Below are 16,421 nucleotides of genomic sequence, written 5' to 3'. Positions count from 1 at the left end.
GGTTTAATATGAAATTGGCGAAGAGCCTTATTCTGGGCTCGGCCGCTGCGCTGGTCGCGGTCGGCGGGGCACAGGCAGCCGATCTTCCCGTTAAGGCCAAAGCGGTCGAATACGTGAAGGTTTGCTCTCTCTATGGTCCGGGCTTCTACTACATCCCCGGCACCGACACCTGCATCAAGCTGGGCGGTTTCGTTCGTGCCGACGTGGTTGTGAACGGCAACAGCGTCTACGGCCCGAACGTAAACGGCGCCAGCGGTGCCAACAACCGCTTCACCAACGGCTACACCTGGCGTTCGCGTGAAGACTTCAACATCGACACCCGCACCGCGACCGAGTACGGCGTGGTCCGCACCTACTTCGACGCGGTGTTCACCTGGACCACGGATAGCTACGGTCCGGGCGCTGCCGCCGGTTCGACGATCTATTCGCCGATCGGCACGTCCTCTGCGCCGAACAACGCTGGCTCGGGCAACGTTGCCGCTGGTTCGGTCGGCGTCTACTACGCCTTCATCCAGTTCGCCGGCTTCACCATGGGTAAGGCGGTCTCGCAGTTCGCTGCTCCCTGGAACGGTTATCCGGGCAACAACTACGACGGTCTCGTCGGCGGCGTGAGCACCACCAACGGCATCAACCAGTTCACCTACACCGCACAGTTCGGCAACGGCGTGTCGCTGGCTCTGTCGGCGCAGGACCAGGCTGCCTACATGCAGGCTGGCGTGAACAACCTCTCGGTTGCCGGTGCTTACGGCTCGAGCGACTACGCTGGCACGATCGCGCCGGACTTCGTCGCTGCGCTCAAGGTCGACCAGGCTTGGGGCATCTTCCAGGCGTCGATCGCCGCGCATGACAATCACGCAGCCTACTACGGCGGCACCGAGTTGACCGGTCATCCCGACGACAAGTGGGGCTGGGCTGGTGCGCTGGCCCTGTCGATCAAGAACATCCCGACCGGACCTGGCGACACCATCAACATCCAGGGCGTCTACACGGACGGTGCGACCCGTTACAACATCCAGGAACTGGCCAGCCAGTTCAGCTCGGTCGCCATCTACAGTGGTTCGAACCTCCCGGGTGCGTATGGCAGCGTCGGCTTCGGCACTGCGCCTGACACGGTGTTTGGCCCTGGCGGTCAGCAGCAGAGCGTCAAGACCTGGGGTATGCGCGGTGCGTACACCCACAACTGGGATCCCTACTGGAACACCAGCATCTACGGTGCTTACGCTGCGATCATGTACAACGACACGGCTAAGTCGCTCATCTGCGGCGTCGGCGGCGTCGGTGGCACGTTCCGCACCACCTTCGGTGGCGGCGCTGGCGTGACCAACTGCAACCCCGACTACAACATCGCGCAGGTCGGCTTGATCACCCGTTGGACCCCGGTCAAGAACCTGACCTTCTCGGCCGACGTGACGTACGTCCACCTCGACCAGAAGTATGCCGGCACGATCACCACGGCTGCTGCTGCTGTCGGCAAGCCGACCGCGACCTACGAGCTGAAGGATCAGGACACTGTCCAGATGCTCTTCCGCGCTCAGCGCAACTGGTAATACCGGTTGATCTGATCACGATCTGACAGAACCCCGGCAGGCAACTGCCGGGGTTTTTCTTCGACTGAAAATAGGTAGCGGAAGATTGGCTGCGTCAATTCGGTCCAGGCGAACAACGAAGACGTGCCATGCGATTCATTCGCGGCAAATTTATTTACTTACCTGATCTACTAAACTATATATGTGGCGGCCAACACATTGAATGATGGCTCTTAGCTCATGCTAAGCCTCCCAAACCTCCGGCAATGCCCTGCCGGAGGTTTTTGATTCAAGGCACCGGCCGCCGTCGCCGCCGATGGTGATGCGCGGCCGTCGCAAACAGTTGCTCGCAAGCAGGGCTCACTCCGTCTCGCCGATTCGACGCCGTCAAGATTTGACGGAATCGATCCGCAGTGCATTCTCGTTACTCATGAGACGCTTCAAGAACAGCCGCCTGGCTCGAATGAGCAGCGGCCATTACTGCTTGATCCGGGATCTCGGGCTGGTGAAGGGCGGCAAGGGGTTACGGCACCATGAAGTTGTCGTCGACTTCTCGTGGCGCGGCCTGCTCAAGCTTGTCTTGAGCGCCGGCACCGGCGTTCTGCGGCGGCGCGCGCCTGTGCAGATCGAGACAGCCGAATAGCGCGCGAGCGGTCCCGCGCTCCGACATCTCGCTCACCGAATTCGCGGACAAGCGTTCGAGATTCGAGCGACATCATCGCAGCATCCGAGAGCGCGCATACGATGACGATGTATCGGGCCATGCCGCTTCTGCGCTTGTCGATATCGGATTGTTCGCTACGCGGAATGATTTCGATCTGCTGCCGGCGGCACACTTGCGCGCGATGAGTGGGCGCCGTTGCTGCGCGATAATTCGGTGATGTAGAGTGCCGCAGCCAAGCGGCTGCGACTGCGATCCGCGCTCCAGCCGAAACCAAGAACAAGCAGGCAAGAATCAAGGAAGGAACGGATCTCACATGAAGGATTTTGCCGGAAAGATTGCCGTCATCACCGGTGGCGGCACGGGCATGGGGCGCGAGCTGGCGCGGCAGCTCGTTGCTGAAGGATGCAACGTCGCGATGTGCGATGTCTCGATGGAAGCGATGGCCGAGACCAAGCGGCTGTGCGAGGTCGAGAAGCTGCCGCAGGGGCTGCGCATCACCACCCATGTCGCCGACGTCTCGATCGAGGACCACTACAAGCGCTTTCGCGATGAGCTGGTCGAGCAGCAGGCGACCGACAAGATCCATCTGCTGTTCAACAACGCCGGCATCGGCGGTGGTGGCAGCCTGTTCACCAATACGCGCGAGCAGTGGGAGCGCACCTTCAACATCTGCTGGGGTGGCGTCTATCTCGGCGTCCGCACCTTCCTGCCGCTGCTGGTGAAGGCCGACGAGGCGCACATCGTCAACACCTCGAGCGTCAACGGCTTCTGGGCCTCGGTCGGCATGGGCGTGTCGCACACCGCCTACAGCGCGGCGAAGTTCGCGGTGAAGGGATTCACCGAGGCGATGATCAACGATCTCCGCCTCAACGCGCCGCACGTCAAATGCTCGGTCGTGATGCCCGGCCACATCGGCACCTCGATCGTGTCGAACTCGCGCAAGGTGCAGAATGGCGCCGACCAGCTCAATCCCGACGAGATCAGGCAGGCACGCCAGCGTCTGCAAGGGCAGGGCATCGACGTCGCCAAGATGTCGGATGCCGACATCCAGCAGCTCGCGCTCGACCGTGCTCGTATCTTCCATGACGAGGCACCGACGACGGCCGCCGCCGCCGCCAAGATCATCCTCGATGGCGTGAAGGCCGATCGCTGGCGCATCCTGGTCGGCGACGATGCGCATCTGCTCGACGAGCGCGTGCGCAACACCCCGGAGCAGGCCTACACGCCGGAGTTCTACCAGGGGATCGTGGCGGCGACCGGCTGGAAGGTCGGGTGATCAGCAGGTCCGGTTCTGATCGATCAGAACCGGACCTGCTTCCCGTTTCGACGCGGTGCGCGTCGCGCGAAACGCTACCTGCGGATCGCGCGCTGGCGTGATCCCGCCTGATAGGCGAGGCGATAATGCCCGGAGCAATAGGGCATGCCGCCGAGCGGCGTGTTGCCGCAAAAGCAGAAATCATCGGCGCCAGGTGTGCTGATCGGCCAGCGGCAGCGCTGCTCGCTCAGCTCGAATAGCGAGCAGTTGTTGGCGCTGACGATCGGTGCATCGTCGGCCACTTGTTCGTAGACCTCCTGAAGCAACCGGAGCTGCTGCTTCGCGGTCGCCCGCTGCGCGGCGTGCGCGGTGGATTTCTTCCGCCTGGCACGGCGTTCGTCCGGCGTCGTGCGCGTCAGGTTCAGCCGCGACAGCTTGCCGATCACCGCATTGCGGCTGACGCCGATATTGACGGCGATGTCGCGGCAGGAGAGGCCGGCTTCAAAGTAGATCTTGAGTTGGTCGACGCGCTCCGGCGTCCAGGTCGGCTCGATGGTGATCATTTTGACGGTTCCACGTTCTGTGTTGAACCGCCGCGCCGGCACACGTCCCCGTCAGGGCGTGCGGCCGTTGTCGCGGATTGCAAGCAACCCGTCCTTGATGGCGAGCCGAATGCCTTCCTCGATCAATGTCCGTGCGACGCCCGGGACGCTCGTGCCGTGGGTGCCCTGTCTCACCAGCTTCTCGAGGTAACCAATGGTCGAGAGCGCCAACGTGACCGGGACGCGGTCGGTTTCGGCCTTTTCTGTAGCCATGAGAAAACGCTTAACCCTGAACGCTTGTACTGAAAAGTATTTATTTAGAGTCTATTTAGGAATATGGCGGTCCGTCAAGCCGTGGACTGCGAAACTGGACGCGCACGCTCGCGCGCGCCGGAAGCTGATTCCGGCGCGGCGCTGCCGTCAAATTAGCTAGGTAAATGAGTGTATTAGGATCGTAACTCGACCTTGACCGGGAACGTCTTGAGAAGCCGTTCAGCTGTTTCGGCCTTGTCCGCCGGCGCGCTCACACTCAGGTACAGCCCGCGGGACGGGTCGGTGATGGCCTCGACGCTGACCTCGCCGGACAAGCCTTCCCGCGCCAGCAGTTCACGCGCGGCCTCGCCGGCGGCGATCTCGCGCAGCTTCGGCTTGAAGATCTTGCCGACCGGCGTGACCGGCATCTCGGGGATCACCGACACCACCCGCGGCCGCGCCGGCGGCTCCAGGATGTTGTCCTGCACGAAGGCGGCGAGCGCGTTCGGATCGATATGGGCGCCGGGCTGCGCCGAGACGAACAGCATCGGCACTTCGCCGGCATAGCTGTCCGGACGCCCGACGGCCGCGGCCAGCGCCACGCCCGGAAACGCCAATGCGGCATCCTCGATCGCGCGCGGATCGATGTTGTGGCCGCCGCGGATGATGACGTCCTTGGCGCGGCCCAGAATGTAGACGAAGCCGTCGGCGTCGATCCGGCAGATGTCGCCGGTGCGCAGCCAGCCGTCGCGGAACGCCTCCTCGGTCTGCTTCTTGTCGACGTAACCGGCGAACACCTGCGGACCCCTGGTCAGGAGCTCGCCGACCGGCGAGGGCCACGGCCCGGTGTTGAGCTTGCCGCCGTCAAGGATCGCGAGCTCGACCAGCGGATTGCGGGTGCCGACGCTCTCGGCGCGCGGCTTCACGCCGTGCACGTCGTGGGTGATGGCGCCGGCGAGCTCGGTCATGCCGTAGAGCTGCTGGATGCAGGGGCCGCCCCAGGTCGCAAGGTACCGCCGTTCGATCTCCGGCGGGCAGATCGAGGCGCCGGTGGCGGTGACGCGCAGGGTCGAGATGTCGCTGTCCGCGACCGGGATGTCGGCCAGCGCCCCGAGCGTGGTCGGCACGTTGCCGGAGATGTTGACGCGGTATTTCTCGACGATCTTCCAGAAATGCGTGATCAGCGCCGGATCGCGGGCGCCGGCCGGGCCGGGGATGAAAATCGTCGTGCCGGCGGAAAGGCAATTGGCCGTCGTGCAGAACAGGCCGCCGACATGGAACAGCGGCATCGTGATCATCGCGCGCTCGCTGCGGTGAAAATCGAGCGCCATGCGCGAGGACACGGAGGATGCGACCATCGCGCGGTTGGTGAGCCGCGCCACCTTGGGATGACCTGTCGTGCCGCCGGTCGGCAGCATCACCGCGACCCGGTCGGCCTCGCTCATGTCCTTGGACTTGCCGTAGTCGTCGCGCCACGCGGGATCAGGCCGCAGCACCTCGCCGTCGAACGCGATGCTGCCGTCGAGCGGCACGATCACGATGCGCTGGAGCGACGGCACCTCGCGCTGCAAGCCTTCGACCCGCTCATAGAGCCCGCCCGGCATGCCGGGCGGCGGCGCCAGCAACAGCTTTGCCTTGATGGCGTTGAGCTGGGCGACGATCGCCTCGCGCGTGAACAGCAGATTGAGCGGCTCGGCGACGCCGCAGGCGGCTGCGCCGAAGATCGCGACCACGGTCGCCGGGCACGCCGGCACCAGGACGGCGACCGCATCGTCCTTGCCGATGCCCTGGCCGCGGAAATAGTTTTCGGCCGCCTTGATGCAGCCCATCAGATGATCGTTCGAGATCACGACCGGGTTGGGATCGAGCGGCGAACGCAGATAGATCGCGGCTTCGGCGTCCGGCGCGCCCTGGGGGCCGCGGGCAATGAGATCGAGGATGCGCGGGCAGGCGGCGAGCGTCTCCTGCATCTCCTTGTCGCGCGCAGCCTCGTCGGCCGGCGAAAGCCTGTCCTTGAGCATATCCGTCCCCGTCCATTTTTGTTCGTTGGAACGGGGATTGTATCGAGCCGCGCTTGCGGAACACAAGTGCGGCTTATCGACCGGCGTCAGCCGTGAACGACCGATTTGGCGATCATGCAGTGAATGCCCTTGGAGCCGTTGACGGTCTGCGTGACGCGCAGGTCGGCGGCCAGGCTGCACAGCATATAGGCGTCCTCGCGCGACAGATTGCGCTTCTCGCCGAGCAGCACGATCATGTCGCGCAGCGCGCGCACCACGCACTGGTCGAGATCGGGATCCATCGCCATGGTCATGTAATGGTCGGCGGTCTCGGCGCGCGGATAGGCGAGCTTGAGGTCCTTGCGCAGGGTCAGGCGGAAGCGGCCGGTGAGCGCGGTCTCGATCGCGGTGACGCAGACCTCACCGTCGCCCTGCACGCCATGACCGTCGCCGCAGGAGAACAACGCGCCCGGCACGAACACCGGCAGATACAGCTTGGCGCCGGCCCCGAGCTCCTTGTTGTCGAGATTGCCGCCCATCGCGCGCGGGATCAGCGAGGAGATGCGGCCCCAGGCCGGCGGCGGCGATACGCCCATCACGCCGAAGAACGGCTTCAGCGGCAGGTCGAGCCCCCATGGCATGCGGCCGACCATACGCGCGCGATCGAGCGGGATGTTGAGGATGCGGGTCTCGTGGAAATCGTCGGGCAGGGTGCCGGACAGCGGCTTGATCAGATTGTAGCCCCAGTCCTGACGGAGCTGGACGTCGAGAATATCGACCTCGAGCACGTCGCCGGGCTCGGCGCCGCTGACGGCGATCGGGCCGGTCAGGATGTGCCCGGGCACCATCCGCTCGCATTTCGCGTGAATGTCGTCGAGCTCGGGAGGCACGACGAACTTGCCACGGTCGGGCACTACGTCGGGGCCGCCGCTGACGGTCTCGATCGTGACCTCGTCGCCGCTTGCGATGGTCAGGACCGGCTTCAGCTTTGCTTCGAAGAAGCCCCAATGGCAGGTTTCGGGACTGGACTTCAGATGATGATGGGTCATGTGACTGCTTTTTATTGCATTCCCGACAGCGTATGACGCTGTAGCAGAACTTCGCAGAGGCTTCGCTTGTTTTTTGTGCTCTCCAAGACGCTCGGCATCCTGCTGCTGCCGATCAACTTCCTGATCGGTATCGGCGTGATCGGCGCCGTTCTGCTGCTGACGCGGTTTGCCCGGCTCGGCGGCAGGTTGATGGTGGCGTCAGCGCTGCTGCTCGCGATCTGCGGCTTCTCGCCGCTCGGCAATGTCCTGATCTCCATCCTGGAGCAGCGCTTTCCGCCATGGGACGCTTCGCGCGGCGCGCCCGACGGCATCATCGTGCTCGGCGGCTCGATCGATGCCGATCTGTCGGTTGCGCACGGCACGCCGGTGGTGCGCACCGCGGCGGATCGCGTCATCGCGGCGGCGGCGCTCGCGCGCAGATATCCGAACGCGCGCCTCGTGTTCACCGGCGGCAGCGCGAACCTGATCTCGAATGACGCGCGCGAAGCCGACTACGCCGCCGAGATATTCGAGAGCCTCGGCATTGCCAAATCGCGATGGATCATCGAGCGCCGCTCGCGCAACACGGTGGAGAATGCCGAGTTCTCCAAGGCGCTGGTCGATCCCAAGCCGGGTGAGCGCTGGCTGCTCGTGACGTCGGCCTATCACATGCCGCGGTCGGTCGGGCTGTTCCGCAAGGCGGGATTCAACGTCGAGGCCTATCCGGTCGATTGGCGGGTCGGCAATGTCACGGGTTTCGCGACGCTCGCGGTCGAGGGCCTGTCGCGCACCGATCTCGGCGCGCGGGAGTGGATCGGGCTGGTGGCCTATCATCTGGCGGGCAAGACCGATGATTTGCTGCCGGGACCAGCACGTTGAGCCGCACCACGAGCTTGTCGCTTCCCTCGTCCAATCCGGCTAACATCAAAGCAACAGGCGGCGCCAAGCCGCCGATCACGGGAGTTTCTCGCCATGCAACAGCAGACACCGCCGGAACAGTTCGACCTCTCCGCAATGGTGGCCGACCTGAACAACCTGCTGCGGCTGAAGACCACGGTCATCGGCATCAAGATGTTCGCGCGCGTCGAGGAGATGGAGGCGATCCCGAAGATCCGCCGCCCGTCGGCGGTCCACACTACGGACCAGATCGTCAGCATGGCCTCGCGGCTCGGCTGGACCGTCGGCATCACCGGCGATGATCTGGTCGGCGCGCAATGCCGTGCGGTGATCGGGCTCGCGCCGCAGGACGAGAAGTGGCTTGCCGGCGAGAACTATGTGGGCGTCTGGCACGGCACGGCCGAAGACGCGCGCAAGCGCCAGGAGGCGCTCGACGTGGTGCCTTACGGTCAGTACCAGGCGATGGCGGTGAGCCCGCTGACCAGCGGACGTCTCAATCCGCCCGACATCTGCCTCGTCTACGCAACGCCGGGACAGATGATCATCCTGATCAACGGGCTGCAGTATATCGGCTACAAGAAGTTCGAGTGGGGCGTGGTCGGCGAAACCGCCTGCGCGGACTCGTGGGGGCGGGCGCTGAAGACCGGCGAGCCGAGCCTGTCGCTGCCGTGCTTCGCCGAGCGCCGCTATGGCGGCGTGCCCGACGAGGAGATGCTGATGGCGCTGCCGCCGGCCTATCTGGTGAAGGCGATCGCGGGGATGAAGCAGCTCGCCAAGAACGGCCTGCGCTACCCGATCGCACCCTATGGCATCCAGGCCGACGTGCGCGCCGGCATGGGCGTGTCCTATGCCAAGAAATAGCTGCAAGAAATAGCTGCGAGAAATAGCGGCAGGAAATACTGGATTGCGTCGCCGCGCCCGCGATGACAAAAGGGGCGCCCATTTTGCTGCGCACGGAGCCCGATCCATGTCCTCGTCGAAACTCGACATCGTCGTTTATGGCGCAACCGGCTTCACCGGCCAACTCGTCGCCGAATACCTCGCGGCGCATTATCGCAACGGCAGCCTGAAATGGGCGATGGCCGGGCGCAGCAAGGACAAGCTCGCCTCGGTCCGTGATGCGATCGGCGCGCCCGCCGACACGCCGCTGATCGTTGCCGATGCCGGCGACGCTGCATCGCTGAAGGCGATGCTGGCGCAGACCAAGTCGGTCATTTCTACGGTCGGTCCGTATCAGCTCTATGGCAATGAGCTGATCGCGGCCTGCGTGGACAGCGGCACCGATTATTTCGATCTCTGCGGCGAGCCGGTCTGGATGCGGCAGATGATCGACAGGCACGAGGCCGCGGCAAAGGCCAGCGGCGCGCGGATCGTGTTCTCGTGCGGCTTCGATTCCGTGCCGTTCGAGCTCGGCGCCTTCTTCGTCCAGGAGGAAGCCAAGCGGGTGTTCGGTGCGCCGGCGCAGCGCGTCAAGGGCCGGGTGCGCGACATGCGCGGCACGCTGTCCGGCGGCACGGCCGCGAGCGCCAAGGCAACGTTCGATGCGGTCGCCAAGGATTTGAGCCTGGTCGCGATCCTCAACAACCCGTTTGCATTGACGCCGGGCTTCGAAGGCCCAAAGCAGCCGCGCGGCAGCAAGCCGGCCTATGAGGACGACCTGCACTCATGGACGGCGCCGTTCATGATGGCACTGATCAACACGCGCAACGTCCATCGCTCCAACATGCTGATGGGCTTTCCCTACGGCAAGGAGTTCGTCTACGACGAGATGGTTCTGACCGGCCCCGGCGAGAAGGGCGAAGCGATCGCCAAGCGCGTGATGGCGCTGAATTCCGAGAAGACCGGGCCGAGCGCGCCGAAGCCGGGCGAGGGACCGTCGAAGGAGGAGCGCGAGAACGGCCGCTACGATCTGCTTTATCTCGCGGTCGCGCCTGACGGCCGCATGGTCCGCGCCGGCATCAAGGGTGATCGCGATCCCGGCTACGGCTCGACCTCGAAGATGATCTCGGAATGCGCGATCTGCCTGTTGCGCGACACGCCCGACGTCGCCGCCGGCTTCTGGACGCCGGGAGCGGCGATGCAGCACAAGCTGATCAAGCGCCTGGTCGATCACGCCGGGCTGACGTTCGAGGTCGAGAAGTAACTTCCCGTCCCCTTGTCCCGTGTCATCGCCCGGCTCGACCGGGCGATCCAGTACGCCGCGGCCTCTCGGCTCAAGCACTGCTGTCTCTGGAATACTGGATGCCCCACTTTCGCGGGGCATGACAGCTGGTAGCTACGCCGCCGCGCGCGGGTTGTACGCGTACATGAAGTCCATGCCCTTGGACGACACCGGCAGCAGCAGCTTCAACATGTGATCGCGCAGCCAGGCGCCGGTCGGGCCGAACTCGCGCTTGCTGTTGCCGTTGCGGCGGGCGATCGCCACGATCTTCTCGGCGCGCGGGCGCCGTTCGTGCTCGAAGGCCTGGAACGTCAGGCCGAGCTCCTGGCCGTCGCGCATCAGCATGCCGAGCCGCATTGCATCCTCCAGCGCGAGCGATGCGCCCTGGCCGGCATGCGGGCTGGTGGCGTGCGCGGCGTCGCCGATCAGGAGCGTGCGCTTGCGCGACCAGGTCGGCAGCGTCGCGACGTCGAGCGTATCGGTCACCACGATGTTTTCGGCGGCCTCGATGATCTCGGGGATCGGCGCGTGCCAGCCGGCGTGGAAATCGCGCAGATGCTGCCTGATCGCGTCCTGGCTCTGCAGCCGGTAGGCCGCCGCGGTCATGCCGTGCGATGGCTGCGTGCTCCACCACATCCCACCCGTGTCCGGATCGGGGCTGCACAGGCCGTAGCCGAAGAAGCCGCTTTGCCCGAACGTCGTCTCGAGCTTCTGACCGATCGAGAGGCGCTCGAACATGGCCCGCGGCACGAATCCGCCGAAACCGATCAACCCGGTATCGAACGGCGTCGGACCGTCCGGGATCACGTGCCGACGCACCGCCGAATGCACGCCGTCGGCGCCGATCACGAAATCGCCCTCGGCGGTGGTGCCGTCGTTGAAATAGGCGATGACCGGCTGGTCGCCGCGATCCTCGATCTTCACCAGCTTCTTCTCGAAGAACACCGAGACGTTGGAGGCCCAGGCCTTGTCGATCAGCGTCTCGTTCAAGGTCGCACGGCACATGTTCACCGCGGGCTGGCCGAAGCGCTGCTGCATGTTCTGATTGAGCGAGCCGAGCTTCTTGCCGGCCTGCGAATAGAAATCGAACGACTCCGCGATCGAGCCGCTGCGGATCAGCTCGTCCGCGAGGCCGAGCTCCGCCAGCACATGCATGCCGTTCGGTGCGATCTGCAAGCCGCCGCCGATCCCGGTGGAGTAGGGCCATGCTTCATAGAGCTCGGCCTCGATGCCGGCGCGGGTCAGGAACATCGCGGTCACCGGACCTGCGATGCCGGCGCCGATGATCAGAGCTTTACGGGGACGTGAGGTCATGCCTTGCTCCGTGCATCCGTGTGGGGTACGAAAGGTTAGTTGCTAATTATCTTAGAAGATAAGATATTTGGCGAGTAAGATATAGGAGCAGATTTGTCAAGCGGGAAGTCGCGCGCGGCGCTGATGCAGGAACTTGAGGAGGCGATGCGCCGGTCATCCGCGCAGGGCGTGATGTACGGCCAAGCCGTTGCAAACATGGCTGGAATCTCCAATTCCGACATGGAATGCATGGATATCCTGCACCTCGAAGGGCGGGTGACCGCGGGCCGTCTCGCCGAAGTCACCGGGCTGACCACCGGCGCGATCACCGGCGTGGTCGATCGACTGGAGAAGGCGGGTTACGTGCGCCGCGAGCGGGACGAGAGCGACCGCCGCAAGGTCTTCATCTCGGTGATGGAGGAAAAGGCGGCCGAGATCGGCAAGTTCTACGTGCCGATGCAGGAGGCGATGCTCAAGCTCTGGAGCCGTTACACCGACGACGAACTGCGCCTGCTGCTGCGCTTCGCCAATGACGGCTACAAGGGTGTGCTGGAAGCGACCGGCGCGTTGAAGACGGTGATCGACATGCCGCCGGAGCAGCGCGCCGAGCTCAAGCTGCCGCCGAAGCCTCGTCGCTGACCTCGGCCGGTGTCGCGCGGGTGCGCTCGGTGGCCGCGTACATGCCCCACATCGTGCCCAGCATCATCCAGAAATGCCGCCAATGGTCGGTATCGATGATGAAGCTCTCGCCGGCGATGCCGAGGAATGCCGAGAAGATCGCGAGGTAGTCGCGCTGCCACGGCACCCGCTTGTAGATGTAGCGGAAGCCGATGATCGCGCTGACGAACACCAGCGCCGGATAGCAGATGCCCGAGATCCAGCCGCCCGACATGAAGGCGTTGAGGAAGGAGTTGTGGGTGTCCTCGGGGAAGTAGGTGTGGAATTGCAGCGGGCCGATGCCAAACGGCAGCTCGAGCGCCATCTGGGCACCGAGGATGTGGCGGCCGAAGCGGCCGAAGCGGCCTTCGTCGTAACTCTGGTCGAAGCTCGCGCGCTGCTTGAACATGTCGGCGACCGAGCCGATCGACAGCAGCACCGCGACCAGTGCGACGGCCAGGATCGCGGCGATCAGGGTCATCACGATGATGCGCGAGCGCTGCGCCTGCGAGCGGCTGGTGAACACCATCAGCGCCAGCATGAAGGCCGCGGTGACGATCAAGCCGCCCCAGGCCGCGCGGGAGAACGACAGCAGGATCGCAAGCGAGATGATGCCGAAGGCGATGGCATTGCGGAACGCCTTGCCGAAGCGGTCGGTGACCACGCTTTGCAGCGTGAACAGCGCCGGCAGGATCAGGAATGCGCCGAGCACGTTCGGATCCTTGAAGGTGCCGCGGGCACGATCATACAGGGTCAGCAGATCATAGCCGCCGGGCACCAGATGGAAGTAGCCGGCGATGCCCGCAAGCGAGGCGATCATCGCGCCGACGATCAGGCCGCGGCGCAGCATGTCGAGCCGCGCTTCGGTGTCCTCCGACATCACCATCGCGAAGAAGATGACGGTGACGGCCATGTACCAGGAGGTCAGGACCCAGTTCACCACCTCCGGCTTGTCGAGGAACGGCACCGCGCCGATGCTGTAGCCGACATTGAGCACGATCAGCGCGAACAACAGCGGCATGAACACGAGCTGCATGCGCAGGCCTGTGGCAAAGAACAGCACGCAGGCGGTCAGCGTGACCAGTTCATACGGGCTCGGCTCGATGAACACGATGGCGATCGAGGCGCCGGCGAGCCACACCAGCGCCCGCTGCAGCGCCAGCACGCCTGACGGCGCCGATGTCGGCGAATGGGACGTCCCGGCTGTCGCCGCATAGGCCATCGGATACTCACGCAACTCGATACAAAATCTTGGTTCCGTCATTGCGAGCGGAGCGAAGCAATCCACCTATCCTCGAATGGCGGCATGGATTGCTTCGTCGCTTCGCTCCTCGCAATGACGATAGTCGATCTCAGTACGCGTTCTCGTTCTTGGTCAGCAGCGAGAACGGGGTCTTGAGCAGGATGTAGAGGTCGAACAGCACCGACCAGTTCTCGATGTAATAGAGGTCGAATTCGACGCGCTTCTGGATCTTCTCATCGGTGTCGACCTCGCCGCGCCAGCCGTTGATCTGCGCCCAGCCGGTGATGCCGGGCTTGACGCGGTGGCGGGCGAAGTAGCCGTCGACGGCCTCGTCAAACAGGCGGTTCTGCAGCTTGCTCTGCACGGCGTGCGGACGCGGACCGACCAGCGAGAGATTGCCCTTGAGCACGACGTTGAACAGCTGCGGCAGTTCGTCGAGCGAGGACTTGCGGATGAAGCGGCCGACGCGGGTGACGCGCGGATCGTTCTTGGTCACCACCTTGGAGGCGGTGGGATCGGCCTGGTGATGGTAGAGCGAGCGGAACTTGTAGACGTCGATCCGCTCATTGTTGAAGCCGAATCGCTTCTGGCGGAACAGCACCGGGCCGGGGCTGTCGAGCTTCACCGCAAGCGCCACCAGTCCGAGCACCGGCAGTGCCGCAAGTAGGGCCAGGCCGCCGACCACGCGGTCGAACAGCCATTTCAGCACCAGATCCCAGTCGGTGATCGGCGCCTCGAACACGTCGAGCGTCGGCACCTTGCCGACATAGGAATAGGAGCGGGGGCGGAAGCGCAGCTTGTTGGTATGAGCCGACAGGCGGATGTCGACCGGCAGGACCCAGAGCTTCTTCAGCATCGCCAGGATGCGGGTCTCGGCCGAGATCGGCAGCGCGAACAGCACGAGGTCGACGCGGGTGCGGCGGGCGAATTCGACGATGTCGTCGACCTTGCCGAGCTTCGGTGAGCCGGCGCAGGTCTCCATGGCGCGGGCGTCATTGCGGTCGTCGAACACGCCGAGCACGTGGATGTCGGAATCATCGTCGGCATTGAGCGCCTCGATCAGTTTCTCGCCGTTCTGGTCGGCGCCGACGATGATGGTGCGGCGGTCGAGCCGGCCATCATGCGCCCAGGCGCGTACCATCGAGCGCAGCGCGAGCCGTTCGGCGATCAGCACCGCAAGGCCAACGCAGAAGAACGACGACAGCCAGAACCGCGAGACCTCGCCGCCGAGCTTGACCAGGAAGGAGACCCCGATGAACAGCAGGAATACAAACGCCCAGGACGAGATCATCCGCGTCATCTGGCGGAGCTGGCCGCGAAAGATCTGTACCTGGTAGATATCCGCGGCCTGGAAGCAGACCACCGCCGCAGCCGACATGCCGAGGATCGATGCGATATATCCCCAATGGATGGCGATCGGCCTGACATAGGCAAAATAGAGCCCGACGCCGACCAGGCTGAGCAGCACGAAGTCGGCGAGGCGAACCACGCCGGCGATCACGACCGGCGAGTAGGCGCTGCGGACTTTCTGATTGGTAATAGCGAGCGCGGCCGGCGACAGGCGGCGGCGGCGTTCGACCTGCGGCTGAGCGGCCGTCGCAGACGCAGCGGCATCCAGCATCGAGCGTGCGTTAAACGGTTCCACGAGTCCACGTCCATTTCTGCGCGTGCAGATGGGCATCCGCGCGCAGCACCGAAATTCCCCTGGATGTGAGTTAAGGGGACAAATCGGAAGAAACGGTTACGTGTGTAAGAAATGGTTAACGTTTGGCGAATGCGTCGCGATAGCCGGCCAGCACGCCCTCGACCATTGCGCTCTGCGAGAAATGTTCGGAAATCCGTTCGCGGAGTTTCTGCGCGCGCGCAGCGGTAGCGGTGGGATTGTCGAGTGCGGCCTTGATAGCCTCGGCCATCGCGCCGGCATTGCTGGGCGCGAACAGCGCGTCGGTGTGGGTATCGAAGATCTCCGGGATGCCGCCGACATTGGCCGCGATCATCGAAACACCGGCCGCGCCGGCCTCGATCACCACATAGGGCATCGAATCGCCACGCGAGGGAACCACCAGAATGCTGCCCTTCGAGAAGCCGTATCGCGCTTTGACGTGGCCGATAAAGCGAACGGCATCGCCGAGCGACAGCCGCTTCACCTGCTCCTTGAGCCGTTCGAACTCCTCGCCGTCGCCGCCGAGCGTCAGCGTCACCGGCTTGCCCTCGGCGCGCAGTTTCGCCACCGCATCGATCAGGAGGTCGGCGCCCTTGATGCGCCGGAATTCGCCGACATAGGCCACGTCGGAGGCGTCGTCGGCCTTGGGAACCGGTTCGAATTCCTCCGACGTGACGCCGTTGAAGACACAGCGGACGAGGCCTGAGGGCTTGCCCACCGTGCGCTGATAGGTGTCGCGGGCGAACGCGCTCTCGAACAGGAACAGGTCGGTGCTGTTCATCAGCGTACGCTCGAGCTGGCTGTAGAAGCGGCCCTTCCAGGTGTCGAGCGGATAGTGCAGCGAGCCGCCGTGTGGCGTGTAGACCCGGATCACCTTGTCCGATCGCCGCCGCAGCCGGACATAGGCGCCGGCCTTGGCGCCATGACCATGCACGACATCGGGTTTCAGCTTCCGGGTCAGGCCGGCGATATGCGCCCAGACCATGAAGTCGGCGAAGCGCGGCTCGCGGCGAATAGCCACCCGGTGGACGCCGAGCTTGAGGCGTGGCTCGATCTCGGCGAGGACCGCGTCGGCCCGCGTGCCGCCGGTCAGGCTGTCGGCGACGATGCCGACGTGGTGGCCGCGTTCGATCTGGCCGTTGGCGACATCGAGGATGTGACGAATGATGCCGCCGACCGGGGCACGGACGACGTGCAGGATGCGGAGCGGCCGTTCCTGATTTTGATGCTGTGCCATCGA

At 64.5% G+C, this 16,421-nt stretch carries 15 protein-coding genes; 7 read left to right on the top strand and 8 right to left on the bottom strand.

All coding sequences use genetic code 11. The features are described 5' to 3' along the window. Nucleotides 1–8 precede the first annotated feature (8 nt). From ACE103_RS23180 to ACE103_RS23170, 3 genes are all read left to right on the top strand, one after another. Nucleotides 9–1,547 carry a porin gene (locus tag ACE103_RS23180; protein WP_223967609.1) on the top strand — a complete coding sequence of 513 codons (1,539 nt, stop codon included), beginning with the start codon at nucleotides 9–11 and terminating at the stop codon, nucleotides 1,545–1,547. A gap of 442 nt (nucleotides 1,548–1,989) precedes the next feature. Further along, on the top strand, nucleotides 1,990–2,169 hold the full coding sequence (locus ACE103_RS23175) for a hypothetical protein (RefSeq protein WP_375781166.1): 180 nt from the start codon (nucleotides 1,990–1,992) through the stop codon (nucleotides 2,167–2,169). A 334-nt stretch (nucleotides 2,170–2,503) separates the two neighbouring features. After that, entirely contained in the window at nucleotides 2,504–3,466 is a 963-nt protein-coding gene (locus ACE103_RS23170) for an SDR family oxidoreductase (RefSeq protein WP_375775029.1), read from the top strand. Nucleotides 3,467–3,540: 74 nt separating this feature from the next. Here ACE103_RS23170 and ACE103_RS23165 read toward each other — a convergent pair whose 3' ends face one another. The 4 genes from ACE103_RS23165 to ACE103_RS23150 all read right to left on the bottom strand — a co-directional run bounded on the left by ACE103_RS23165 (nucleotide 3,541) and on the right by ACE103_RS23150 (nucleotide 7,288). Continuing rightward, nucleotides 3,541–4,008, bottom strand: coding sequence for a GcrA family cell cycle regulator (locus ACE103_RS23165; protein ID WP_375775028.1), 468 nt, complete (start codon nucleotides 4,006–4,008; stop codon nucleotides 3,541–3,543). Nucleotides 4,009–4,059: 51 nt separating this feature from the next. Then, nucleotides 4,060–4,260 carry a hypothetical protein gene (locus tag ACE103_RS23160; RefSeq protein WP_016844973.1) on the bottom strand — a complete coding sequence of 67 codons (201 nt, stop codon included), beginning with the start codon at nucleotides 4,258–4,260 and terminating at the stop codon, nucleotides 4,060–4,062. A 173-nt stretch (nucleotides 4,261–4,433) separates the two neighbouring features. Beyond that, complete coding sequence (locus ACE103_RS23155) at nucleotides 4,434–6,260, bottom strand: AMP-binding protein (protein WP_375775027.1); 1,827 nt, start codon at nucleotides 6,258–6,260, stop codon at nucleotides 4,434–4,436. An 86-nt stretch (nucleotides 6,261–6,346) separates the two neighbouring features. Then, nucleotides 6,347–7,288, bottom strand: coding sequence for an acetamidase/formamidase family protein (locus ACE103_RS23150; RefSeq protein ID WP_375775026.1), 942 nt, complete (start codon nucleotides 7,286–7,288; stop codon nucleotides 6,347–6,349). Between the two features lie 66 nt (nucleotides 7,289–7,354). Here ACE103_RS23150 and ACE103_RS23145 point away from each other — a divergent pair, with 66 nt between their 5' ends. The 3 genes from ACE103_RS23145 (at nucleotide 7,355) to ACE103_RS23135 (ending at nucleotide 10,307) form a co-directional block, all read left to right on the top strand. Then, entirely contained in the window at nucleotides 7,355–8,146 is a 792-nt protein-coding gene (locus tag ACE103_RS23145; RefSeq protein ID WP_375775025.1) for a YdcF family protein, read from the top strand. Between the two features lie 93 nt (nucleotides 8,147–8,239). Next, complete coding sequence (locus ACE103_RS23140; RefSeq protein ID WP_375775024.1) at nucleotides 8,240–9,025, top strand: DUF169 domain-containing protein; 786 nt, start codon at nucleotides 8,240–8,242, stop codon at nucleotides 9,023–9,025. 106 nt (nucleotides 9,026–9,131) lie between these two features. After that, entirely contained in the window at nucleotides 9,132–10,307 is a 1,176-nt protein-coding gene (locus ACE103_RS23135) for a saccharopine dehydrogenase family protein (RefSeq protein WP_375775023.1), read from the top strand. A gap of 132 nt (nucleotides 10,308–10,439) precedes the next feature. On the opposite strand, the gene ACE103_RS23130 is transcribed toward ACE103_RS23135, so the two are convergent. Then, a complete protein-coding gene (locus tag ACE103_RS23130) occupies nucleotides 10,440–11,639 on the bottom strand; it encodes an FAD-dependent monooxygenase (protein WP_375775022.1) in 1,200 nt (399 codons plus the stop codon). Nucleotides 11,640–11,762: 123 nt separating this feature from the next. On the opposite strand from ACE103_RS23130, the gene ACE103_RS23125 reads away from it, so the two are divergent. Further along, nucleotides 11,763–12,257 carry a MarR family transcriptional regulator gene (locus ACE103_RS23125; RefSeq protein ID WP_375781165.1) on the top strand — a complete coding sequence of 165 codons (495 nt, stop codon included), beginning with the start codon at nucleotides 11,763–11,765 and terminating at the stop codon, nucleotides 12,255–12,257. On the opposite strand, the gene ACE103_RS23120 is transcribed toward ACE103_RS23125, so the two are convergent. The 3 genes from ACE103_RS23120 to ACE103_RS23110 form a co-directional block, all read right to left on the bottom strand. Then, nucleotides 12,229–13,497 (bottom strand): O-antigen ligase family protein, encoded by a 1,269-nt coding sequence (locus tag ACE103_RS23120; RefSeq protein ID WP_375775021.1) that lies wholly within the window; start codon nucleotides 13,495–13,497, stop codon nucleotides 12,229–12,231. The two genes, ACE103_RS23125 and ACE103_RS23120, sit on opposite strands and share 29 nt — an antisense overlap. A gap of 130 nt (nucleotides 13,498–13,627) precedes the next feature. Next, entirely contained in the window at nucleotides 13,628–15,163 is a 1,536-nt protein-coding gene (locus ACE103_RS23115; RefSeq protein WP_375775020.1) for an undecaprenyl-phosphate glucose phosphotransferase, read from the bottom strand. A gap of 115 nt (nucleotides 15,164–15,278) precedes the next feature. After that, entirely contained in the window at nucleotides 15,279–16,418 is a 1,140-nt protein-coding gene (locus ACE103_RS23110) for a glycosyltransferase family 4 protein (protein ID WP_375775019.1), read from the bottom strand. Between the last annotated feature and the right edge of the window lie 3 nt (nucleotides 16,419–16,421).

It is taken from the genome of Bradyrhizobium sp. ma5, from assembly GCF_042258955.1.
Lineage (GTDB): Bacteria > Pseudomonadota > Alphaproteobacteria > Rhizobiales > Xanthobacteraceae > Bradyrhizobium.
Note: the sequence above shows the minus strand (reverse complement) of the source record. Positions and strands in the feature narration are given on the sequence as shown.